At 48.7% G+C, this 22,236-nt stretch carries 17 protein-coding genes; 14 read left to right on the top strand and 3 right to left on the bottom strand.

Annotated elements, in window-relative coordinates:
• Window positions 1-218: 218 nt before the first annotated feature.
• Genes DVH26_RS22545 through DVH26_RS22525 form a run of 5 tightly spaced genes read left to right on the top strand, consistent with a single transcriptional unit; the run spans window position 219 to window position 6,258 of the window.
• Window positions 219-1,118 carry an AraC family transcriptional regulator gene (locus DVH26_RS22545; RefSeq protein WP_239625642.1) on the top strand — a complete coding sequence of 300 codons (900 nt, stop codon included), beginning with the start codon at window positions 219-221 and terminating at the stop codon, window positions 1,116-1,118.
• A gap of 46 nt (window positions 1,119-1,164) precedes the next feature.
• Window positions 1,165-2,775, top strand: coding sequence for an extracellular solute-binding protein (locus tag DVH26_RS22540; RefSeq protein ID WP_239625640.1), 1,611 nt, complete (start codon window positions 1,165-1,167; stop codon window positions 2,773-2,775).
• Window positions 2,776-2,808: 33 nt separating this feature from the next.
• A complete protein-coding gene (locus DVH26_RS22535) occupies window positions 2,809-3,789 on the top strand; it encodes an ABC transporter permease (protein WP_239625638.1) in 981 nt (326 codons plus the stop codon).
• A 47-nt stretch (window positions 3,790-3,836) separates the two neighbouring features.
• The gene (locus DVH26_RS22530; protein ID WP_239625636.1) at window positions 3,837-4,709 is read left to right on the top strand and encodes a carbohydrate ABC transporter permease; all 873 of its coding nucleotides are present in this window, start codon (window positions 3,837-3,839) and stop codon (window positions 4,707-4,709) included.
• Between the two features lie 34 nt (window positions 4,710-4,743).
• Window positions 4,744-6,258, top strand: a complete 1,515-nt coding sequence (locus DVH26_RS22525) for a sulfatase family protein (RefSeq protein ID WP_239625634.1) — start codon at window positions 4,744-4,746, stop codon at window positions 6,256-6,258.
• Window positions 6,259-6,373: 115 nt separating this feature from the next.
• Here DVH26_RS22525 and DVH26_RS22520 read toward each other — a convergent pair whose 3' ends face one another.
• On the bottom strand, window positions 6,374-7,249 hold the full coding sequence (locus DVH26_RS22520) for an SDR family NAD(P)-dependent oxidoreductase (RefSeq protein WP_239625631.1): 876 nt from the start codon (window positions 7,247-7,249) through the stop codon (window positions 6,374-6,376).
• Window positions 7,250-7,412: 163 nt separating this feature from the next.
• Here DVH26_RS22520 and DVH26_RS22515 point away from each other — a divergent pair, with 163 nt between their 5' ends.
• The 5 genes from DVH26_RS22515 (at window position 7,413) to DVH26_RS22495 (ending at window position 13,687) form a co-directional block, all read left to right on the top strand.
• Window positions 7,413-7,880 carry a MarR family winged helix-turn-helix transcriptional regulator gene (locus DVH26_RS22515; RefSeq protein WP_239625629.1) on the top strand — a complete coding sequence of 156 codons (468 nt, stop codon included), beginning with the start codon at window positions 7,413-7,415 and terminating at the stop codon, window positions 7,878-7,880.
• A gap of 181 nt (window positions 7,881-8,061) precedes the next feature.
• Window positions 8,062-8,736, top strand: coding sequence for a GNAT family N-acetyltransferase (locus tag DVH26_RS22510; RefSeq protein ID WP_345774010.1), 675 nt, complete (start codon window positions 8,062-8,064; stop codon window positions 8,734-8,736).
• Between the two features lie 207 nt (window positions 8,737-8,943).
• Window positions 8,944-10,140 carry a macrolide family glycosyltransferase gene (locus DVH26_RS22505; protein WP_239625627.1) on the top strand — a complete coding sequence of 399 codons (1,197 nt, stop codon included), beginning with the start codon at window positions 8,944-8,946 and terminating at the stop codon, window positions 10,138-10,140.
• A 1,081-nt stretch (window positions 10,141-11,221) separates the two neighbouring features.
• The gene (ilvB, locus tag DVH26_RS22500) at window positions 11,222-12,979 is read left to right on the top strand and encodes a biosynthetic-type acetolactate synthase large subunit (RefSeq protein WP_239625625.1); all 1,758 of its coding nucleotides are present in this window, start codon (window positions 11,222-11,224) and stop codon (window positions 12,977-12,979) included.
• Between the two features lie 234 nt (window positions 12,980-13,213).
• Window positions 13,214-13,687, top strand: coding sequence for an SRPBCC family protein (locus DVH26_RS22495; protein WP_239625623.1), 474 nt, complete (start codon window positions 13,214-13,216; stop codon window positions 13,685-13,687).
• Window positions 13,688-14,057: 370 nt separating this feature from the next.
• Here the strand turns inward: DVH26_RS22495 and DVH26_RS22490 are convergent, their stop codons facing one another.
• Together DVH26_RS22490 and DVH26_RS22485 are read right to left on the bottom strand one after the other, a co-directional pair.
• Window positions 14,058-15,707: a helix-turn-helix domain-containing protein gene (locus DVH26_RS22490; protein ID WP_239625621.1), complete on the bottom strand. Its 1,650-nt coding sequence runs from the start codon at window positions 15,705-15,707 to the stop codon at window positions 14,058-14,060.
• Between the two features lie 154 nt (window positions 15,708-15,861).
• A complete protein-coding gene (locus tag DVH26_RS22485) occupies window positions 15,862-16,878 on the bottom strand; it encodes an ABC transporter substrate-binding protein (protein WP_239625619.1) in 1,017 nt (338 codons plus the stop codon).
• A 242-nt stretch (window positions 16,879-17,120) separates the two neighbouring features.
• On the opposite strand from DVH26_RS22485, the gene DVH26_RS22480 reads away from it, so the two are divergent.
• The 4 genes from DVH26_RS22480 (at window position 17,121) to DVH26_RS22465 (ending at window position 22,229) form a co-directional block, all read left to right on the top strand.
• Window positions 17,121-17,783, top strand: coding sequence for an MBL fold metallo-hydrolase (locus DVH26_RS22480; RefSeq protein ID WP_239625617.1), 663 nt, complete (start codon window positions 17,121-17,123; stop codon window positions 17,781-17,783).
• A gap of 435 nt (window positions 17,784-18,218) precedes the next feature.
• Window positions 18,219-18,617 (top strand): SRPBCC family protein, encoded by a 399-nt coding sequence (locus tag DVH26_RS22475; protein WP_239625615.1) that lies wholly within the window; start codon window positions 18,219-18,221, stop codon window positions 18,615-18,617.
• A 211-nt stretch (window positions 18,618-18,828) separates the two neighbouring features.
• Window positions 18,829-21,084, top strand: a complete 2,256-nt coding sequence (locus tag DVH26_RS22470) for an ATP-binding cassette domain-containing protein (protein WP_239625613.1) — start codon at window positions 18,829-18,831, stop codon at window positions 21,082-21,084.
• A gap of 239 nt (window positions 21,085-21,323) precedes the next feature.
• On the top strand, window positions 21,324-22,229 hold the full coding sequence (locus DVH26_RS22465; RefSeq protein WP_239625611.1) for an RNA polymerase sigma-70 factor: 906 nt from the start codon (window positions 21,324-21,326) through the stop codon (window positions 22,227-22,229).
• The last annotated feature ends 7 nt before the right edge of the window (window positions 22,230-22,236 follow it).

The raw sequence follows: 22,236 nt of genomic DNA, 5'->3' as shown, positions 1-22,236 counted from the left end.
TTTTTTGTTACACTTCATTCCCATTATATAGTTTTGTATTCATGATCAAATACACATTTGTCACGATAAGCTGGTTTTTTGTCCTTATCGGACATGACGAACCGATTCGAAATGAGATATTATAAATCATATAAATTCTAGCGATATACTTGGTATTATTTCGTTATGATCTTAATCGCGAGTCTTATGATGAAAACAAGGAAGGGAGAGTAGGAGGCATGTTGGTCAAATCGTTTGCTCAATACCAAAAGGAAGGACACGGCATTTGGGTACAGCGATCCTCACATGGGATGCACAATAGGCTGGAGGAGCACCGGCATGATTTTATCGAACTAGTCTATGTTGTACATGGTGAAGGGCATCACAAAATTAACGAGGAATGGTATAGCATTCATTCGGGAGATGTTTATGCGATTCTTCCTGGCGAAAGTCATTGTTATCTCGACGTCCACGAATCCGGGCTTGAAATTATCAACTGCTTATTTCAACCGGAGACTGTACGGGCTGCATGGCCGGAGTTGGACGGTGAGCTTAGCGAGCTTGCCTATGTCGCTCCTTTCTTCAATGAGTTGAAGCATTTGCCAAGAAGGCTCCAGCTGACGCATGTACAATCCGGAGGAGTCATTGGACTGCTCGAAAGTGTCATTCAGGAAGGAAAGGCACGGGAGCCCGGATTCGAGCTGCTGAACCGGTTAAAGCTGATCGAGCTGTTGGTTCGCCTATCCCGGTTTGTGCTCGAAGAGCAGTCTGCGCCCAAGGGGTATCGACCTCTGGCTAGCGGCCATGAAATTCTGGTCAGAAGAGTACGGCAATATCTGGAGACGAACTTTCAGCAAAAGTTGACCGGGGATTCCCTGGCCAAGGAATTCAATATAAGCCAAAGGCACCTGAACCGGGTGTTCAAGCAGGAAACCGGAAGCAGTATCACGGGGATGCTTCAACAAATACGGATCGAACGCGCCAAGCATCTGCTGCGGGAGACGCCCAAGAGCATAGAGGCCATCGCACTTGCCGTAGGCTTCAGCGATACGTCTTTTTTCACGCGTTTGTTCAGCCGGATGGTTGGCAATACGCCGGGAAGTTTCAGAAAACAGAAGCAGAATCGTAAAATTTCATAGCAAATTAAAGAGAAAAAAGTCACGAGAGAAGATAGGGGATATGAGGATGAGTGGAAAGAGAACATGGCTGACGTTACAGCCGCAAAAACCGCGGAAGAATCATGGAAACGATACTAACCGCAGTACCGGAAAGCATCCCGGACTAAAGCCTGTTACTGCAGTGACGGCCGGCATGCTGCTGCTGTCCACATTATTTTTGTCCGCATGCGCAGGATCCAAACCGGATTCCAAGTCAGCGCAGCCCGCAGATAACGGCCCGCTTGAGCTCAGCATTATGACGATTACGCCAAGCACGCCTCCGGCCTCCGACGACAATGTCATTAAACGGGCGATAGAAGCGGCGACGAATTCCAAGATGAAGATTCAATGGGTGTCGAACAACATCTATTCGGACAAGTTAAACATTGCGCTTGCATCGGGCGATATACCGGATCTGACAATGATTAACGATCCGTTCAACAGCACGTTCCGTACGATGGTGACCCAGGGCGCGTTCTGGGATCTTACCCCATTCCTGAAGGATTATCCGAATTTATGGAATGGCACGCCTGCGATTGCCTGGGAGCTGACCAAGATGGATGACGGGAAAAATTACGGGATTCCCCGGGCCCGTGACGAGAACGACGAGTCTTTCCTTATCGTCCGCAAGGATTGGCTCGACAAACTGGGCTTGAATCCGCCGACGACGACCGATGAGCTGTACGCGGTAATGAAAGCTTTTGCCGAGCAGGATCCGGACGGTAACGGGAAGAACGATACGTACGGACTATCCACCGGCATCGAGACGCTGCTAGGTACGGTCGAAGGGGCATTCACCGGAGTGAACGGCAAGTGGAAGCTCGATGGAGACAAGCTGGTATATACGGCCTGGCTACCTGAGGTGCGTAAAGCACTGGAATTTACGACGAAGGCTTACAAGGAGAAGCTGTTGCCGGAAGACCAGCTGTCGCTCAAGACAACACAAGTGAGGGATTTGTTCAAAGGCAATCGGGCGGGCAGCGTCATCGATAAGACAGGCACGGGCAACCGGGTTTACGCCACGGATTTGCGCAAAATCGTCCCTTCCTTCAAGGATACGGATTTCTATCCGCTGACCTCGATCAACGGGTTTACGCCGAAGGGGACGGGCTTTAACGGACTGCTGGCGATCCCCAAAACGGTTCCCGAAGCCAAAATGAAACGGATATTGAAGCTGGTCGATACGTGGATGACCAAAGAAGTGGGCACCATCCAGCGATTTGGCATTGAAGGAGTGCATCATAATGTCGTGAATGGAGCCAAGGTCGTCATACCGGAGAAGCTGAATGCGGATAACGCGTCCGATTTCAATCAAATCGTCAATCCTATAGACCCGAGCCTAGAGGTTCCTCCAGCAACGCCTGATATGATAGCAGCCGATGTTCAGCGGAAAAAGATTCAAGACGACCGGGCTAAGGTAAGCGTCCCCGATATTAGCGCAGGGCTGAACTCACCTACGGCACTGAAGGTGCTGCCGGATCTGGAAAAGCAAATCCTTGATTTGAAATCCAAAATCGTCATCGGACGCGAACCCCTCAGCGCGTGGGATGATTTCGTAGCGAAGACGAAGAACAGTCCGGATGTTGTCAAAATGACCGAAGAAATGACGCAAGCCTATCATAAACGGGCGGGCAAATAAACCTGCAAACCGACAGGAAAGGGGGAGGGGCAGGTGGAGCATGCAGAAGGACGCTCCTTTCCGGCACCCCGGGAAAATCCGGATTCCGGACGCAAAGCACGGCCATTCTGGAGTAAGCTGACTCTCGATTTGAAGCGGGACCGGTACTTGTACTTACTGGCGCTGCCGGGTGTTTTGTTTTTCATTGTATTCAAATATGTGCCAATGTGGGGGATCGTTATCGCCTTCCAGAACTATTCCCCGTTCGGCGGAGTACTGCACAGCCCATGGGTAGGACTTGAGCATTTTAACCGCTTTTTCTCTACAACGGATTTTTGGCTGCTGTTTCGCAATACGCTGGCGATCAATGTGCTGAATTTGATCTTTTTCTTTCCGGTGCCGATCATCGTTTCATTGATGCTCAATGAGCTAAGAAGCGCTATCTACAAGCGGTTCATTCAATCAGTTATTTATTTGCCTCATTTTTTATCATGGGTCATCATCGCCGGCCTAACCTTTATGCTGTTCGCCAAAGGAGAAGGGCTCGTTAACCACTGGCTTGAGGCTGCGGGACGGGAGAGGATTGATGTACTTACAAACCCCGATTTATTCTGGTTGATGGTTACGCTGCAATCGATGTGGAAGGAGGCCGGATGGGGAACGATTATCTTCTTGGCCGCCATCGCAGGGGCGGACCCGCAAGTGTATGAGGCTGCGAAGATGGATGGGGCGGGACGGTTCAGGCAAATGTGGCATGTGACCCTGCCGGCAATCCGTCATGTCATCGTAATCCTGCTTATTTTGCGGTTGGGCCATATGATGGACGTGGGCTTCGAGCAGATCTTCCTCATGTATAACGGGGCTGTCTCTCAAGTTGCGGAAGTTTTCGATACGTACGTTTACCGCAATGGCATTCAGCGTGCGCAATTCAGCTACAGCACAGCCGTAGGATTGTTCAAATCGGTCGTCGGGCTGATTCTGGTCGTTTTAGCGAACCGCATCGCCAAAAAATTCGGCCAAGACGGCGTGTTTTAAATTCAATGTCAACACAAAACGGCAATACATTTAAAGGAGGGGCATGCATGAAGCCTGCAGGAATCGGAGACGGTCTGTTCCATATAGTCAATGCTGCATTGTTGGCATTGTTGGCGCTGCTGACCTGCTTTCCGTTTTATTATGTACTGGTTGTTTCTTTTACGGACCCGGCCGAATATTTGCAAAAGAAATGGGTGCTGTTTCCCGACCATTGGAGCTTCGCCTCCTATGAATACTTGTTGTCTACCCGGGCGTTTCTGCGCTCGGTAGGCAACAGCGCCTTCCTGGCGATAGTAGGTACTGCCTGCAGCTTAGTTGTGACGTCGGCGCTTGCTTACGCGCTGTCCAGGAAACGGTTGAGGGGCCGCAAGGCGATTCTACTGATGATCCTGTTGACGATGCTGTTCAACCCAGGGTTGATCCCGCATTACATGCTAGTCAGGCAGATCGGCTTGATCGGCAGCATCTGGTCGCTGATCCTGCCTGCACTGGCTAGCGGCTGGAACGTCATATTGATGAAAGGCTTTTTTGACAGCATTCCCGCAGAGCTGGATGAATCGGCAGCCATAGACGGAAGTAACGATATCCGGACATGGGTGACTATTATTCTTCCGTTATCGTTGCCTGCGATCGCAGCCTTCGCCTTGTTTGACGCTGTCGGCTTCTGGAATCAGTTTTTCTCGGCTTTGCTGTATCTGAACGATTCATCGCAATGGCCGATCCAAGTACTGTTGCAAAATATGCTGATCAACGCCTCGAACACCGATTTGCAGGCTTATGATGTCTCGATGCAGCCGCCTCCGTCGGAAATGCTCAAGATGGCTGCTGTTATCGTAGCGACCGCACCGATTTTGATGGTGTATCCGTTTTTGCAAAAGCATTTCGCCAAAGGCGCGATGGTAGGGTCCATCAAAGCGTAGACGGCATCGAAGAAGGAAAGGATGAGAGAGGGTAATGGTACAGACCAAGCCGAATATCTTGTTTTTCATGACTGACCAGCAGCGCTGGGACTGCATAGGTCGTTATAATGCACACATTAAGACTCCAACGATCGATAAACTGGCGGATCACGGCATCATCTTCAATCAGGCGGTATGTCAGGCGCCTATGTGCGTACCAAGCCGCACCTCGATGATGTTCGGGTATTATCCGTCCCAGCTGGGTGTGCTGACCAACTATGGCGGGCTGCACGACGAAGACAAGCTGCCTGTCGATCCGTTGCCGGAACTGATGCGCAAAGCCGGTTACCAAACGGCGGGATTTGGCAAGACGCACTGGAACCACGGTGTGAAAAATTCGAATCCCCCGACTAGAGGATTCGAAGTGCGGGCGGTCGGGCTGGCACGGGAAAGCGGCCATTATGAAGTGGGCGCTGTCATGATGGGAGATACTGAGCCGGAGGGGCTAGCCGCTTATCATGAGGAGACGAAGCATTACGGAGGCGGAGAAGAGAACGCCAACGGGTATATCGGCTGCACGAGCCAGGTACCGATGCATTTGCATCGTGACGGCTGGGTGGCGGAGCAATGCTTGCAGTTTCTGGAAGACGGCCTGGACGAAGAACGCCCTTTGTTTCTATACTTATCGTTCCTGAAGCCGCATGCGGGCTTCAACGTGCCGAAGGAATTTGAGAACTTGTACCGGCTGGAGGATATCCCGGATTTGCCGCAGCCGCCCTGGGAAGAGGAGCAAGGTACACATCTCGCTGCCAATGAGGAGGGCAGCACTCAGACCCGCGCAAACTATCTTAACAAAAGGCTTGTATGGGAGCAGATGACGCAGGAGGAACGGAGGCGGACGACGCTTCGTTACTGGGCCAACTGTTCGTGGCTGGATCATTATTTCGGGCGGGCGCTGGAAATTCTGGATCGGCAGGGAAGGCTCGAGAATACGCTGATCGTCTTCGTGTCCGATCATGGGGAAATGCTGGGCGAGCGCCGATATCGCTTTAGTAAGTATTGCCTGTATGACAGCAGTGTCCGCGTGCCGCTGATCCTCTCCGGTTCGCTCATACCGGAAGATAAGCGAGGAACGGTAGATGAACGTCCGGCGGAATTGATCGATCTTGTACCGACTCTAATGAACGTTGCCGGACTTAACAGCAATCCGCAGTTGCCGGGACTGGATTTGTTCGGTGAGCTCCAGCGCCAAGGTACTTTCTGTGAGTTCCACGCCAAAGGAACCGGCGGTACGCACATGCCCCCTGCGCTAATGTGGCGCAAGCGGGATTGGAAGCTCATTTTGTATTTACCGGGAGGACTTCAAAATGCGCTCTCGCGGGTCGATCAGGTCCAAGGTGAGCTGTATCATTTGGCCGAGGATCCGAACGAATGGAATAACTTATACGGCGCTGCTGAGCACGCGGCGATACGCGAGCGCATGACGGCGGAGTTATTGATGCATCTAGCCTGCGCTTGGACGAAGGGGCCGGCATTTTATGACAAGAACGGCTTACAGGCTTTGGGATAAAAAGCCTGATGACTGAATGCAAAGGCGAATGATTTGACTATATTCATTATAATGCGGCTGCTGGTTCATAAACCGGCAGCTGCTTTGTGTTAACGGTTAGTTATACTGACTATCTTTAGAGTAAAAATCCTCTTTGCTCCAGCAAGTTCTCTGTTGCCTTCCACAGCTTGTGCTGCATTTGGGGATCTCCTCCGGGTGTTACAGGCTCGATAGGCTTTCCCGATCCAACATTAAAGTAGCCGCCTGTCAAGCTGTGATATTCCGGCTCCACAATCAATCGGGTGATAATATCGGCTCCTCTTCGCGGATCTCCTATATGAAGAGCCTTCAGCAATCGTTCTATAAAAGGGGCAAACCATAGCTCACGTCCGAGTCCGGTTACGTTAAACCCGGGATTTAGTGCATTAACGCTGATTCCTGTACCCGCCCACCTTCGTGCCAGTTCAGCAGTGAACATGATGTTTAGCAATTTTGTTTTTCCATAGATGAGTGACGAGCCGTGCGCGGTAAAAGGAGCCGAATCCGTTAAATCCTCGGGCAGCTTCAAAACACCGTGACGACGTGAGGCTTCGGAGGCAACATTAACGACTCTGGCCTTGTCTGAGTTTTGCAGAGATGGTTTTAGAGTGCGGGTTAACAGCCATGGTGCTAAATAATTGACTGCCATCATCTCAGGCAGCCCTTCGGTCGTGATTCGAGGCTCGAAAGCATGGATTCCCGCATTGTTCAGCAGCACATCAATTCGGGGGTAGGCGGCGGCTATTTCGCTCCCAACCCGTTGGACATCCTTCATTAGCGCTAAGTCCCCGTAGAAAAAGTCTACTTTCGCCGATGGAGCACTTGTCTCTATACGTTTTCTCGCAGCTTCAGCACGTTCTTTACTTCTGGCTGTCAAGACAAGGTCAAAACCGCGTTTGCCCAATTCGAGCGCGACAAGCTGTCCTAGACCGCTGGTGGCACCAGTTATAACAACCGTTGCTTTTGTAGACATCTTCATTTCTCCCCTCATGTGATACAATTTTAATTAATAATTGTCACTCCCTGCGAATAGATGGATCACGGATAATGATTGACATATGTCCATTATAATTATATAATTGATATATGTCAATTAGATTTCGGCCATTTTTGGATCAAAAGAAAGGTGAATAAAGATGAATCATAATGAAAAGAATCATGCTCCAAGAGAGAAATTGGAAATGGAATTGGGTGAGCAGCTTAGTGCGCTCCTCAGTGCCGCACATGCCCTGAACGTAAGAGCTGCAGCGAAATTTGATGCCTCCTTACAGCCTGCGGCTTTTCATATTGTTCGTTGGCTATACTCTTATGGCCCAACTAATGCCGCCGCTTTGGCTGAATCCACTGCGATGGATCGAAGCTCGGTCAGCCGCCTTATCAAACAGCTCCAGTCATTGGGATATGTAGATAGAGAGGTATCACCTAGTGATGGGCGGGGGATCGTAGTATCTCTAACCGGGTATGGACATCAAAAAGTAATAGATGCGCTTCAGGAGAAAGGTTCCGTGTTCTATGAACGAATTTCGGAATGGGAAGATTCGGAGCTTCAAGATTTCATACAGATGCTCAGTCATTTTAACGGATTCAGCAATCGATCTGACTAAGTACGGGAATGCGAGACGCAGCTGTATTGGATTAATAAATAATCATAAAATTGGATCTTAATAGGATACCGATTTGGCAGTACAATGTATGAAGTACAACCAATAGAGCGTGATTTGATAAATATACGGGCTCAATCGCACTCTCCCGGTAGAATAACAAATATGTGAAGGTAGTGATGCCATGCTTACGCCAGTAACACTTCAAGGGAATCTAATCTGTCTGGAGCCTATGACGACGGACCATGCCCAGGATCTCTATTCCGCAGCCTTGGAAGAAAGGTCAACTTATTCATATACGAATGTGCCCGATAGCTTGGAGAGTGCTAAGCGATACATTGACGAAGCACTTAGAGCTTATGAGAATGGCCGTGCATTACCGTTTGTAGTTCGTCATCTTGAAACGGGACGTATTATAGGTTCAACACGGTTTCTTGATCTTGATGTTTTCAAATGGCCTCCTCCATGGCCCCCTGGTGCTTCCAGCGGACCTGTACCAAGTGATGAGAATCCACCTACCGTTGCCGAGATAGGGAGCACCTGGTATGCAGCTTCGTTCCAACGAACTGGAGTCAATACAGAGTGTAAGCTCCTAATGCTCACTCATGCGTTTGACACGTGGCACTCCATTCGAGTTACGCTTAAGACCGATGCCCGCAACGAGCGTTCTCGTGCTGCCATTCAAAGGCTGGGTGCTGCGTTTGAAGGGATACGCAGAGCACATATCCCTGCGACCGATGGCGGCATTAGAGATACCGCATACTATTCGATTCTTGAGAACGAATGGCATGCCGTGCGTTCGAATCTCCAGGAGCGACTCCAAAGAGGAATGAAAATTACTGCAGATGAAAAGCTGTAAATCGCATATATTGCCGCGGATATCGCGGTTTTTTTATTGGGATCAGCTTCTTGTTAAATTATCGTGACAAGCTGCAAACGCTATATCATCTTTAAAGTTTTGAGATCATCACATAGTGTACTATGATAATATGGATAGCTTTTAAGTGATTCGAGCGATGACATGGGGTAGTACATATAATACTTAAGACCTTAAGGAGCGGTAGCCATGGCGCGTGTTCTATTTATTAATGCTGGATCGGAAGGACATATTAATCCGACGCTAGGAGTTGTGCAAGAGCTTATTTCTCGCGGCGAAGAGGTAGTGTACTTTACAAATGAGGCTTTTCGGGAACGTATAGAGAAGACGGGAGCATCCGTACGAACCATTGATGATCAGAGGTTTATTAAAGCCTTTATTGCGGGCGGTAGAAATTATGTGCTCGAAAGAATCAACGGCCTGCTGCTTACGGCAGATATAGTCATACCGAGCGTTCTGGAACAGATCAAGGGAGAGCAATTCGATTACATCATCCATGATTCCATGTTTGGTTGCGGGCGATTGCTCGCTCAAATTCTTAAGCTTCCTGCGATCAATTCCTGTACTACCTTTGCCCAGACCAAAGAATCGTTCGATAGGATGCTGGAGCATTTTTTTACTACAGTCCCTGAAGAAATAACAAAACCGATAACCGATCAATTTCAGAGGCTGACGGGAACATTGAAGGAACAATATGATGTGGAAATCCAGTCTCCTTACGAGGTGTTTTGCAATCCTGCACCGCTTACCATCGTGTATACGTCTAGAGAGTTTCAACCCGATGGAGGAGCATTCGACTCGTCTTATCAATTTGTAGGTCCATCCATCGCAACACGGCTAACTCAAGAAGACTTCGACTTTAGTGCCATCAAGGGGAAAGACCCCATTTACATATCACTAGGGACCGTCTTTAACCAATCCGTTGATTTCTATAAGCTTTGCTTTGAGGCATTCGGGAACACGGATCATACGCTTGTCATGTCTGTCGGGAACAGAGTTCCAATTGCTGATTTAGGGGAAATTCCAAGTAACTTCATTGTAAAAAATTACGTGCCGCAAACGGATGTACTGCAATATGCTAAATTGTTTATTACCCACGGTGGAATGAACAGTACCCATGAAGGACTCTATTACGAGGTTCCCTTAATTGTAATCCCGCAGAGTGCGGATCAACCGATCATTGCAGGACAAGTGGCTCATATTGGAGCTGGTATTAGGCTGGATATGAATAATTTGACTGCATATCAGTTAAGTGACGCCGTAGATCATGTATTAAGCCATCCCTCTTTCAAAAATGCAGCTGCAGCAATTAGCGAATCCTTACGAAAATCAGGCGGGTATCAGCAGGCTGTTGATGAGATTTTTACATTTAAAACGACTTTTTGATAGCAGCGGATTGAAATGATCGAAGCATTGTGATATGATGAGACAAATTTATTGCGTTGAAGAGAAGTTCATGCCGAGGAGCTTATGATCAGAGAGCGAAGGAGCTGCTGAAACCTTTGCCTTAAGCCGGACATGATGTCGTCTCGGAGCAGCTGACGGAAAGTCGGACCAGGAGTGTCGGGTTTCGATGAGTAGAAGCAGCCGGACCGGCACCCGTTAACGTGCTGCAGGTAAGATGAATCTTACCTCATGAGGCTGAGATCACGAGATTTCAGTAAATCAGGGTGGTACCACGAAAAATGAACCTTTCGTCCCTAAGGCTATGACAGAAGCTGTCTGTCGTTCCTTGCGGATGAGAGGTTTTTTATATTTAACCATACAAAATAATGAGAAGAGCAAAGAAGAGAAGTTCATGCCGAAGAGCTTATGATCAGAGAGTGAGGGAGCTGCTGAAACCCTCACCTTAAGCCGGACATGATGTCGTCTCGGAGCAGCTGAAGGAAAGTCGGACCCGGAAAGTGGGGGTTCGATGAGTAGAAGCAGCCGGATCGGCACCCGTTAACGTGCAGCAGGTAAGAAGCGTCTTACCTCATAAGGCTGAATTCCGCGAGGTTTCAGCAAACCAGGGTGGTACCGCGAAAAGATAAACCCCTTTCGTCCTTGTAAGCACGGCAGTAGTATGCTGCGGCTTGGATGAAGGGGGTTTTGTGTTTATTTACACTAAGCTAATAAATAAAGCGATGAAGAGAAGCCCATACAAATAACTTATGCCCAGAGAGCAGGGGAACCGCTGAAACCTTTGCCTTAAGATTTGTATGAAGTCGTCTCGGAGCAGCTGCAGGAAAGTCGGATCAGGAAGTGGGGGTTCGATGTGTAGAAGCGGCCGGATCGGCATCCGTTAACGTGCCGCAGGTAAGAAGCGTCTTACCTCATAAGGCTGAATTCCGCGAGGTTTCAGCGAACCAGGGTGGTACCGCGAAAGATAAACCCCTTTCGTCCTTGTAAGCACGGCAGTAGTATGCTGCGGCTTGGGATGAAGGGGGTTATTTTATTTGGATTTTATTAGAAGGAGGCAGCTCGAATGAACAATCAATTATTAACTGCAGCAAATTCGTATCAGCAGCACGGCAGTACAACCATGACCGGTTCTGAAGCTTTATTGCGAGGCTTGATCAAGGAAGGTGTAGAATGTGTATTCGGGTATCCTGGAGGCAATGCCCTATATATTTATGACGCGATGACGAGCGAGCCTGAGTTTCGCCATATTTTGACCCGGCACGAGCAGGGTGCCGTTCACGCTGCCGACGGCTACGCCCGGTCGACGGGCAAAGTGGGCGTATGTATTGCCACCTCGGGTCCGGGAGCGACCAACCTGATTACAGGAATCGCAACAGCTTACATGGATTCGGTGCCACTCGTTATCATTACCGGCAATGTCCCTACAACCGTAAGGGGAACGGACGCCTTCCAAGAAGCGGATATCGTTAGCATTACGATGCCGATAACTAAGCACAGTTATTATGTAGATGATGTTAACGAGCTGCCGCGCATCATCCGTGAAGCCTTTTATTTGGCTAACAGCGGCAGAAAAGGTCCGGTTCTTATCGATATTCCCAAGGATATATCGAATCAAGTGCTGACCGTTGAGGGAGAGCAGCTGTTTGATGGCAGCACTCCCGTACAGATTCGCGGGTATGAGCCGGCTCAGCGTCCCGATCCGGAGCAGATCGGCAAACTGCTTCGGGCCATTGCCGAATCGGAGAAGCCGCTCATCTTGGCTGGGGGTGGGGTTGTTTATGCGAATGCTTCCGAAGAATTGCTGGAATTCGTGACGACAACGAATATTCCCGTGGTGACCACCTTGCTTGGCTTAGGCGGCTTTCCAAGCTCACATGAGCTTTGGTACGGCATGCCGGGACATCATGGAGAGTACGCTGCGAATCAAGCGATCCAAAACGCCGATCTGATCATTTCTATCGGCTCACGCTTTGACGACAGGGTAACCATGAAGCTGGACGGATTTGCGCCGCATGCCAAGCGGATCGCGCATATCGATATCGATCCCGCTGAAATCGGGAAGAATGTAGCGGTAGATATCGCCTGTGTCGGGGATATCAAGGAAGTGCTGCAATACGCCAATAAGCTCGCGCAGAGCTCTACATTCCCTGAATGGACTCAGCGGCTCCGGCGCTACAGAGCGGAATTTCCATTAAGATATAATGATTCTGAGCATGAGATTAAACCGCAATACGTCATCGAATTGATTCATAAAACGACGAGGGGAGATGCGATTATTACGACGGATGTCGGCCAGCACCAAATGTGGGCGGCACAGTTTTACAAGTTCAATCGTCCCCGTTCTTTAATCACATCCGGCGGATTCGGTACTATGGGCTTCGGATTCCCGTCGGCCATCGGCGCTCAAATCGGCAATCCGGATCGGTTGATTGTATCTATCAACGGTGACGGAGGCATACAAATGTGTGCTCAGGAAATGGCGATTTGTGCTATCCATCAAATTCCAATCAAAATTGTTGTGTTAAACAACCGGGTGCTCGGTATGGTTAGACAGCAGCAGGAGCTGATGTATGAGAAGCGCTTCAGCCAAATCGATCTTGCCGGCAGTCCTGATTTTGTCATGTTAGCGGATGCTTATGGTATCAAAGGGCTTAGAGCAAGCACGAAGGCGGAGGCAGAGCGAGTGTGGCAGGAGGCGATGGACACGCCGGGGCCGGTTCTCGTTGAATTTGAGATTCCTGCTGATGAAAATGTATACCCGATGGTTCTTGGCGGTACGACCTTAGACCAGATGATCCTTGGGGATTTTGAGGCAAAGTAAAAAGGGAAATCTAGTATTATAAATGAAAGAAGAAAAAGGCTATTCGCCGTTTCCAAGTGAAAAACCATTCGTTAGGAAATAGCTTAGCGGACTGTCGTGCGATTAGATGCATGACGGTTTTTTGATATTCGGTTCCAGCCAGTGGTTAACAGAGCAATTAGAGAGAAATCACTGCATTCATTTTGATGCTATAATTAAACAAAGCTCCGATCAACCCAATTATGGAGGAATGACATGAACCAAAGTAATGATACCAGTCAAAATGCAGCGCATGTAGGTGATCGTGAAATTGTGATTACCCGCGTAATTAATGCTCCACGTGATCTTGTATTTGATGCTTGGACGAATGAAGAACACCTGTCGAAGTGGTGGGGACCTCGAGGCTTTACGACAACGTTCGAAAAGTTTGAAATGAAGCCGGGCGGTACTTGGCAGTTCACTATGCACGGTCCGGACGGCGTTAATTTTCCCAACACCAACGAGATTATCGAAGTCGTTAAACCCGAGCGAATCGTCTTCAAACATGCAGTGTTTCCCCATTTTGTGGCGACGGCCCTTTTCGAGGATCTGGACGGCAAAACCAAACTGACTTATGGAACCGTCTTTGAAGAAAGCGCCGAAGTATTCGATAAGGTGAAAACCTATGCCGTTCCAGGTGCCGAAGAGACTATGGATCGACTTGAGGAGCTTTTGGCGAGTATGAGTTGAGAGCTTACATAATCTAAGAGCGATAGCCGGGACTTGTTTCATCCAGGGCTATCGCTTTTTCAATATATGGTACGTTTTTGTTGGGTTAAGTTTCAGCTTCCGGCAAGTAGCAGCGCTGAATGGTAGATTGATTAATGGGTCAACCGTATAGTTAATTAACGATGGAGGATCAAATCAAATTATTAGAGCAGGTATCGCAACAACATACGGCAGAAGCAAATGGCAGCGATTCGTACTAAGAAGCGGGGTTAAGGGTTAATATCCTTACCTTGTTTCCATCGTACGAAGGCCGCTCTTTTTGGTGCAAGTGAAAGGCATTATGAATGAAGCAACACGGACCATGCATAGACCCGCATTTATACCAAGCTTGCTAAGTTAACAGTGACTCGACATGATCTAAATGCCGGTCCAGCGTAACCGGATCGTATAGAGCCCAGCGCCGCTCAACGATATAGGCGCGTCCGGAGCGAACCGCTGGCAGGTTCAGCCAATGCTTGCTGCCCAATATCGCACGGACTTCCTCACTAACGGTTGCCTCGGGTGAAATGGCCATGAACACATGCTCCCCTGCGTAGAGCGATAACTCCTCCGGCGCAATAGCGATCCAACGAAAGGAATCATCACGTTGAATCAGCTCCTGCACCTTGACCGGCGGAACGAAACCAAGAGCCCGATATAGTGTATGTCCGAAATTATGGGCTCCATATACAAACAGCTTTTGGTGCCGCTCGTCGTAGATAAAGGCTGCAGCGGTCTCTCCCGGCCGGACATAGCGTCGCAGCCGCGCTAGTGTCCGCTTTGATTTGGCCTCATATCCCTCAATCCATTGCTCCGCTATCTGGCGCTTGTCCAGCAAGTCGCCAAGCTTTCTCATTCTGGTATACACATCGTCATGCCATTTGATCGGGAAGGAAGGGGCGACGCTTTCTAATTGTTGAACCAGCCTTTGCGAGGCGATGTCCGGGTACAAAATCATATCGGGCTTTAAGCTGATTAGTTTACGTTCGTTCACAGGCTCCTCAATTGCATAAACACCATCACCCGCTTCCTCAAGGAAGTGGTTCAGACTCCCCAGATTCGCTCCGACGGGCTTTATACCCAACATCAGCAGTTCACCGACATATTGGAATGTACAGACTCGAGTGCCTGTCTCTCTTAGGTGAGCAAATTGACGCGGCGATTCGCCGACAGTCTGCTTGAACCGCCGGCAGAAGTAAAATTCGTCCCTGAATCCGGTCTGCTGAGCGATATCCTTGATGGAGAGGCCGGGGACGTTAAGAAGCTCCTTGGCACGGCTGATGCGCAGCTGCGTCAGATAATCGACGGGTGTCGAGCCCGTCAGCTGCTTAAAAATGGTATTGAACTGCCAGCGGCTGATGCCAGCCTCCGCCGATAGTTGTTCGATGGAGAATTGCTCATGATAGGACTGTTTCATGAAGCCGATCATACTCTCTACCGCTTCCCGTGCAGAGATATCCTCCTTGGGGGAGGGAAGATTTTGCTCGAGTACGGTTAAATGCATTTCCTGAAATCGGATATGCTTCCGAAGTGCACGGATCTGATCCGGTTCACGATCGTAGTCAGCATGGCCGGTAAGGCAATACTGCTTGGATTCCAGGTTTAAGCTCTTAAGCCATGCGATCAACCGATGAATAGGACGATAGACGATAGGGCCGCAGCAAAGCCAACCGGCATCTCTCGGTCCGATGGGACTATCGGATCCGTCTACATTAAATTGGAGCAGGTACAGTTCCAATCCGGTTAGGTCCACATCACGGATATGCAGGACGGTACCGGGCCACCAAAGGAAGGATGCTCCTGCCTTCAAATCATAGTCGCGTTCAGCCGTTGAAAGGAGGCCGCGGCTTCCCGCCACGGCCAACAGCCCGAAATGCTCCAGCTTATACTGCTGCAAGTCGGGTTGAGTGGCAGTAGTATTCGGCCGGCAGATCAGGCTTATTGATAAGAATGTAAATGTAGGCGCTGCATAAGGCATTGGGGATGTCTCCTTGCAATTCATCTTATACACACTCCTCTTTACCAATGAGAACGATTATCACTCTATTCCACCAGTATACCAGCACCCTCATTCGGATGAAAGATGGTATCATCGTTATGCAAACGGATATAGCTTTTGTTTCAAATGACGCTTACCGGTTATTCAGATATGTTTCTTAATTTGATGATTTGGTCATCAGCTTTTTAGGCATTTCATCAAGCAGCCAATCGAGTGTAATGGGATCGTAGAAAGACCATTTATTTCCTACGATGTAGGCGCTGCCATTTTTGACCGCGGGAAGGTTTTTCCACAATGGACTTTGCAACAGCTCCTCAACACCGCTCTTGATATCTGGATTCGCATCATTGACCACAGTAAAGATCGTATCGCCTACGACATCCGGTAACACCTCGACGGAAATACTTTGCCATAGCGCATTGGGATTATCCGCGAACAACTGCTGGGCTTTCTCCGTTCGCTGGAAGCCCAGTGCGTCGTACATGGTTGCGCCTAGCCGCTGATTGCCGTAAACGTACAGCTTTTTATCCTGGAAATAATTGAGCGCCGTCGCTGTCTCGCCTGGCTTCACATACGACTTCAGCTGCTCTCGTTTCTCCTGCGCCTTGGAGCGGTAAGAGTCAATCCAGGCTTCCGCCTCCTTTGCTTTGCCGGTAATATCGCCCAATAGCTGCAGCCTGCTGAACACATCGATCGTATAGCTTACTGCGACAGTCGGCGCGATTTTCGACAAGGCTTCAATGCTGGCTTCCCCGAGGAAGTCCGGTACTAGGATCAAATCAGGATTAAGCGCCAGCACCTTTTCCAAATTGGGTTCCGTACCTTGACCTCCAATATCCTCTATGCCTTTGAGCTGATCTTCAGACATAATTTGCTTCGCGGTAACGAGATTGGTTCCAATGGGCTTTATACCGATTGCGACTGCTTCTGCGGGAAAATAATGGGCGATGATCCGCTGCGGTTGTTGTGGAATGACTACGGACCGGTTCTTGGCATCCTTGAAAGTACGGGTTGCCGGTTCCGTTTGTTTGGATGGATCGGCGGAGCCGGTTGAAGCACTCTCTGTGCTGTGCTGGGAGCCTGCCGAATTCGAATTTGCCCCGCAAGAGGCGAGCAGCAGCGCCAGCAGCGTTAGAACAGTGAAGATAGCGATGTGATTGCGAAGTTTAGTCATGGAATTGAAATCCCTCCGTATTGATATTCATTCTCAATGAAGTCCAAGGTACATCATAATGGATCTGCTGACATTGGACAATGGATTATTTGGGAGGGGTTTTGCACATTTTTTGAGCTGAGTAAGCCTACCGCATAGGAATGTGAAGATATCTACAATACGTTTTAACATGTTGACAACAGCTAAATCTACATAATAAAATAATTTTACGTACAAAATATATTTCTCGGAGGTCTGAAGTTATGGAAGTATGTAAGGGCGTAGAGATGCTTCATCTAAATTTTCATGGGAATATGATTCATCCGACTCTTTTGTGGGATCAAGATTTGGCCGTTTTGATAGATACAGGCTTCCCGGGGCAAATGGAAGATTTACGCGCCGCCATGGACAACGTTGGAGTGTCCTTCGACAAGCTGCAAGCGGTGATTTTAACACATCAGGATATGGATCATATAGGCAGTCTCCCTGAGATTTTAAAGCAATGCGGCACTAAGGTTAAAGTATATGCACACGAGCTGGATAAGCCGTATATTCAGGGGGAGATCCCTCTTATTAAAGACAGTCACCTCGAGAACCCGCCGAAGGGCAAGGTGGACGAAACCTTGGTAGATGGACAGCAACTGCCGTTTTGCGGCGGAATTCGCGTTATTCATACTCCTGGGCATACACCTGGTCATATCAGCCTTTATTTATGTCAAAGCAAGACTCTCATCGCCGGGGATTCGATGTACAGTGTCGACGGTATGCTCGGGGGAATTCATGCTCCGACTACTCTGGATATGGAAGCAGCGCGGCGCTCGTTGAACAAATATGCAGACTTTGACATCGAAGCTGTGGTTTGTTACCACGGAGGATTAAGTAATACAAATGTGAAGGAGCAGATAGCAGGTCTTAGCAAAAGTTAACGAAGTGGTTACGCTGACGGAGAACGTTAGCTGAATTGGATCAAGCTGCGGCTGCCGGCATAAAGCTGGCGGCCTTGCCGTGCTGATGGCCACGATTGTGTGGTAAATGATCGAGTTCGGTTTGAAGGATTATGATGAAATAGATTTTGAACGTATTAAAAGAATCCCTTTTTTACCGCAAAATGATTGTTGTTGACACGACACCAAATGGTGACCTATAATCAAAGTGTCACTAAAAGGTGTCCAATTATTGAAGCAAATAGAGGAGGTGGCGATATTAATGGCTGTCCCTTGGTAATAATATTCCAGAAAGGGTGGCGTTAGCGGGAACAGCAAGTTATGGGAACTCTATGGCAAGATTGGCTTGAATTTAACAGAAATCTCTGAGGCACTAATATGCTGCAATAAAAACAACGTTTTTGAGGAGGAAGAAATATGAGTTTATCATTAACTTTGGATTTTCAATACACAACATCGATCGAGAAGTTGTGGGCCGCCATTACCGATTCAAAGACGCTTGCGAAATGGGTCATGGAAAATGATTTTGAGCCCGTCGTTGGTCATCGCTTTCAGTTTCGCACGAAGCCGACCGAATATTGGGACGGATTAATTGAAGGCGAAGTACTTATCGTAGATCCGCCAAACCGTTTGTCCTATTCTTGGGCTAGCGGAGGGGAGAAGCACACGGTCACCTGGACGTTACAGGATTTAGGAGAAGGTAAGGTTAATCTTCATCTCGATCAAACCGGATTCTCCAATGTTCATGGAGTCGAAGGCGCCAGACATGGCTGGAGCCAATGGTGCGGAGAGCTTGCAAAGGTGTTGGAGCAATAACCGCAGTTGGTATTACCATTTCATCTTCCTAATGATAGTAGAGAGTACCGCATTGAAATCTGTTTGCTCCAAATCCGCATAAACCGGCTGCATGCAGTTTGCAGGCCGGTTTATGTCTGGTTAAGACAATTAGACAAGTCTAGACTTTCTTTACGCAATAAATGGTACAATGAATAAATGTAGAAATTAACACAAATGGAGGGATGCAAGCATGAACGAAGCAAATCAGGAGTATATCGTTATCTCGGGTGCGAGGGAAAACAATCTTAAGAACGTATCCTTGAACATTCCCAAGCGGAAGATCACGATTTTCACCGGCGTATCCGGATCCGGCAAATCTTCGATCGTTTTCGATACGATCGCCGCGGAGTCCACACGATTGCTGAATGAGAACTTCAGTATGTTCGTGCGCAACTTCCTGCCCCGAGTTCCGCAGCCGGATACGGACGCGATTCAAAACCTGAGCATGGCTGTTATTGTGGATCAGAAGCGGCTCGGCGGCGGCTCCCATTCCACGATGGGCACGATTACCGATATCTCCCCGATACTTCGTCTTCTCTTCTCCCGAGTGGGTCAGCCCTATGTTGGACAAGCGCACATGTTTTCGTTTAACGATCCGCAGGGAATGTGTCCCGAATGCAACGGGATCGGCCGCAGGCTGGGCGTCAACATGAGCAAGGCGGTTGACATGTCCAAGTCGCTCAATGAAGGAGCTATTATGCTGCCGGACTATTCGGTGAACAGCTGGGAGTGGAATATGATCGTTCAGGCGGGAGACTTTGATCTCGACAAGAAGCTGAGCGATTATTCAGAGGAAGAATTGGAGCAGCTTCTGTATGCCAAAGCAAGGAAAGTCCAGATGGACTTTGCAGGTAAAGCGACGAACATTACAGTGGAAGGCGTCATTGAGAAGTTCACCAACAAATACATCAAGCAGGATTTGAAGATGAAATCCGAGCGTACACAAAAAACAGTGGCGCCGTTCATTTCCGAAGGACCTTGCTCCAGCTGCCGCGGAGCGAGACTCAGTCAGGCGACGCTCAGCTGTAAGATCAATGGACTCAACATTGCGGAGATGTCCTCTATGGAGGTCGGGCAGCTGATCCGTGTCATTCGGGAAATTAACGATCCAGTCGCTGCGCCGGTCATCAAGTCGCTGACGGAGCGATTGCAGCATTTGGTGGATATCGGGCTGGACTACTTGACGCTAGACCGCGAGACGGATACGTTGTCCGGCGGCGAGTCGCAGCGTGTCAAGATGGTGAAGCACCTGAGCGGCAGCCTGGTCGATGTCACTTACATCTTCGATGAACCCAGCGTGGGCTTACATCCCCGTGATGTACACCGGTTAAATGAATTGCTCCAGAAGCTTCGCAACAAGGGCAATACCGTGATTGTTGTCGAGCATGATCCTGACGTGATCAGGGTGGCGGATCATATCATCGATGTAGGACCTTATGCCGGAAGCCGCGGCGGCACCATCGTATACGAAGGAAACTTCCAGGGGCTGTTGGGGTCAGATACACTGACTGGCACTCATATGAAGCGTGCGCTTCAGCTGAAGCAAGATTGCAGACAGCCGTCCGGCAAGCTGTCCATCCAGAATGCCACATTGCACAACCTGCGGAATGTGAATGTAGATATTCCGACCGGAGTGCTGACGGTAGTTACCGGTGTCGCCGGCTCGGGCAAGAGTACACTGATTAACGAAGTATTCCTGAGCGAGCAAACGGAAGCAATCGTCATCGACCAGTCGGCGGTAGGAGTGTCAACCCGCTCGAATCCTGCGACCTACACAGGCATTATGGATGATGTACGCAAAGCGTTTGCTTCTGCGAACAAAGTCAACCAAGGCTTGTTCAGCTTCAACTCCAAAGGAGCATGCGAGAACTGCCAAGGGCTTGGCGTGGTATATACAGATCTTGCCTTTCTCGAGAGCGTGAAGCTGCCATGCGAAGCATGCGGAGGCAGACGGTTCAAGGAAGAGGTGCTTGAGTACAAGCTGAACGGCAAATCCATTGCAGAAGTGCTGGAGATGACGGTGGAGCAGGCTTTGGACTTTTTTGAATTAAAAGAAGTCGTTCGCAAGCTCCAGGCGATGAGTGATGTGGGCTTGAACTATATTACCCTCGGCCAGCCGCTGAGCACGCTATCAGGCGGGGAATGCCAGCGCATCAAGCTGGCAAGCGAGCTGCACAAGAAAGGCTCCATCTATGTGATGGACGAGCCGACAACTGGACTTCATATGTCGGATATCGGTCACCTTCTCGAGATTATGAACCGTCTCGTAGATGCCGGTAATACGGTCATCGTGATCGAGCACAATCTCGATGTGATCAGCCAAGCGGACTGGATCATCGATATGGGACCGGATGGTGGCAGTAATGGCGGCCAGGTGGTGTTTGAGGGCACACCTGCACAAATCGTCCATGCGGAGCAATCGATCACAGGCCAATACTTGAAGTAATGCATCCATTCCATGCTGTAATGCATATGACCCTCCTTTATAGCCAAGCCGCATTCATTGCGGCTTTTTTTATTTTTAAAGGGATAGCTGCAAAAAATTACTGAGATTGTGTCACACATTGGCTCCGTCAATTGTCTTAACAGTTATAGGCAATAAATCTGTAGAAATGAATACAAAAACCATGAAGTTAAGAACAATAGGATGGATGGAGAATTTCGATCCAAAGAAAGGCGGATACGATGCAGAGCAATACATTTGACCCCACAACTAATCAAATTGAAGATTTATATAGAACATACAAGCCTCATTTATTCTCAATAGCTTACCGCATGCTGGGGTCCAGATCTGATGCAGAGGATATGGTTCAAGATTTGTTCGTAAGCATCCCCGGATATCTAAATGACAATATTCATAATATCAAATCATACTTGAGCAAAATGATGATCAATCGATGCTTGAACGAATTAAAATCAGTACGAAAAAAAAGAATCAGCTATGTAGGTAATTGGCTACCTGAACCGACAGTGCATGTTGGTGAAGACAGCCCGCTGGAAAATGTCGAACGCCATGATACGATTTCGTACGCCTTTCTTGTCCTGATGGAGAAGCTTACACCATTGGAACGGGCTGTATTTATCTTAAGAGAAGCTTTCGCATATGAACATAGTGAAATAGGCGAAATGTTGAACAAATCGGAGGTCAACTGCCGTAAAATTTACAGTCGCGTTAAGAAAAAAGTAGACTTGTCCTCCCAACAGGATGAAATACCTTCATCGCAGCTTCAACAGGAAAAGGAACTGGTCGATCGCTTCATATCGGCTCTAACTAATGGGAACATTCCATCTTTGGTGAGTATGCTAACAGAGGATGTCATATTGATTTCCGACGGTGGAGGAAAAGTATCTGCTGCAATTAATCCAATCTATAGCAGAGAACGTGTGCTAGAGCTGTTGAAGGCTCTTTCGGCAAGCCGATTTCCCGGGTCGCAGGCACGTCTGGTAGAGGTCAATGATCAGCCGGGAATACTTATGACCAAAGATGGGGATCCATCTGGGGTGATTTGTTTTGAGTGGGATGCCGCAACAACCGCCATTCAACGAATTTATGTTATTGTGAATCCGGATAAATTACAAAACTTAAATTGAAATTTCA

The sequence above is a fragment of the Paenibacillus sp. H1-7 genome, assembly GCF_022354825.1.
In the GTDB taxonomy this organism is placed as follows: domain Bacteria; phylum Bacillota; class Bacilli; order Paenibacillales; family NBRC-103111; genus Paenibacillus_S.
The sequence above is the reverse complement of the archived record's forward strand: the minus strand, read 5'-3'. Positions and strand labels throughout refer to the sequence as shown.

Excerpts from the sequence above, each read along its gene's own strand:
- DVH26_RS22545 (WP_239625642.1), top strand. The coding sequence starts at position 219 with ATGTTGGTCAAATCGTTTGCTCAATACCAAAAGGAAGGACACGGCATT.
- DVH26_RS22540 (WP_239625640.1), top strand. The coding sequence starts at position 1,165 with ATGAGTGGAAAGAGAACATGGCTGACGTTACAGCCGCAAAAACCGCGG.
- DVH26_RS22530 (WP_239625636.1), top strand. The coding sequence starts at position 3,837 with ATGAAGCCTGCAGGAATCGGAGACGGTCTGTTCCATATAGTCAATGCT.
- DVH26_RS22525 (WP_239625634.1), top strand. The coding sequence starts at position 4,744 with ATGGTACAGACCAAGCCGAATATCTTGTTTTTCATGACTGACCAGCAG.
- DVH26_RS22520 (WP_239625631.1), bottom strand. The coding sequence starts at position 7,249 with ATGTCTACAAAAGCAACGGTTGTTATAACTGGTGCCACCAGCGGTCTA.
- DVH26_RS22515 (WP_239625629.1), top strand. The coding sequence starts at position 7,413 with ATGAATCATAATGAAAAGAATCATGCTCCAAGAGAGAAATTGGAAATG.
- DVH26_RS22510 (WP_345774010.1), top strand. The coding sequence starts at position 8,062 with ATGCTTACGCCAGTAACACTTCAAGGGAATCTAATCTGTCTGGAGCCT.
- DVH26_RS22505 (WP_239625627.1), top strand. The coding sequence starts at position 8,944 with ATGGCGCGTGTTCTATTTATTAATGCTGGATCGGAAGGACATATTAAT.
- ilvB (WP_239625625.1), top strand. The coding sequence starts at position 11,222 with ATGAACAATCAATTATTAACTGCAGCAAATTCGTATCAGCAGCACGGC.
- DVH26_RS22495 (WP_239625623.1), top strand. The coding sequence starts at position 13,214 with ATGAACCAAAGTAATGATACCAGTCAAAATGCAGCGCATGTAGGTGAT.
- DVH26_RS22490 (WP_239625621.1), bottom strand. The coding sequence starts at position 15,707 with ATGAATTGCAAGGAGACATCCCCAATGCCTTATGCAGCGCCTACATTT.
- DVH26_RS22485 (WP_239625619.1), bottom strand. The coding sequence starts at position 16,878 with ATGACTAAACTTCGCAATCACATCGCTATCTTCACTGTTCTAACGCTG.
- DVH26_RS22480 (WP_239625617.1), top strand. The coding sequence starts at position 17,121 with ATGGAAGTATGTAAGGGCGTAGAGATGCTTCATCTAAATTTTCATGGG.
- DVH26_RS22475 (WP_239625615.1), top strand. The coding sequence starts at position 18,219 with ATGAGTTTATCATTAACTTTGGATTTTCAATACACAACATCGATCGAG.
- DVH26_RS22470 (WP_239625613.1), top strand. The coding sequence starts at position 18,829 with ATGAACGAAGCAAATCAGGAGTATATCGTTATCTCGGGTGCGAGGGAA.
- DVH26_RS22465 (WP_239625611.1), top strand. The coding sequence starts at position 21,324 with ATGCAGAGCAATACATTTGACCCCACAACTAATCAAATTGAAGATTTA.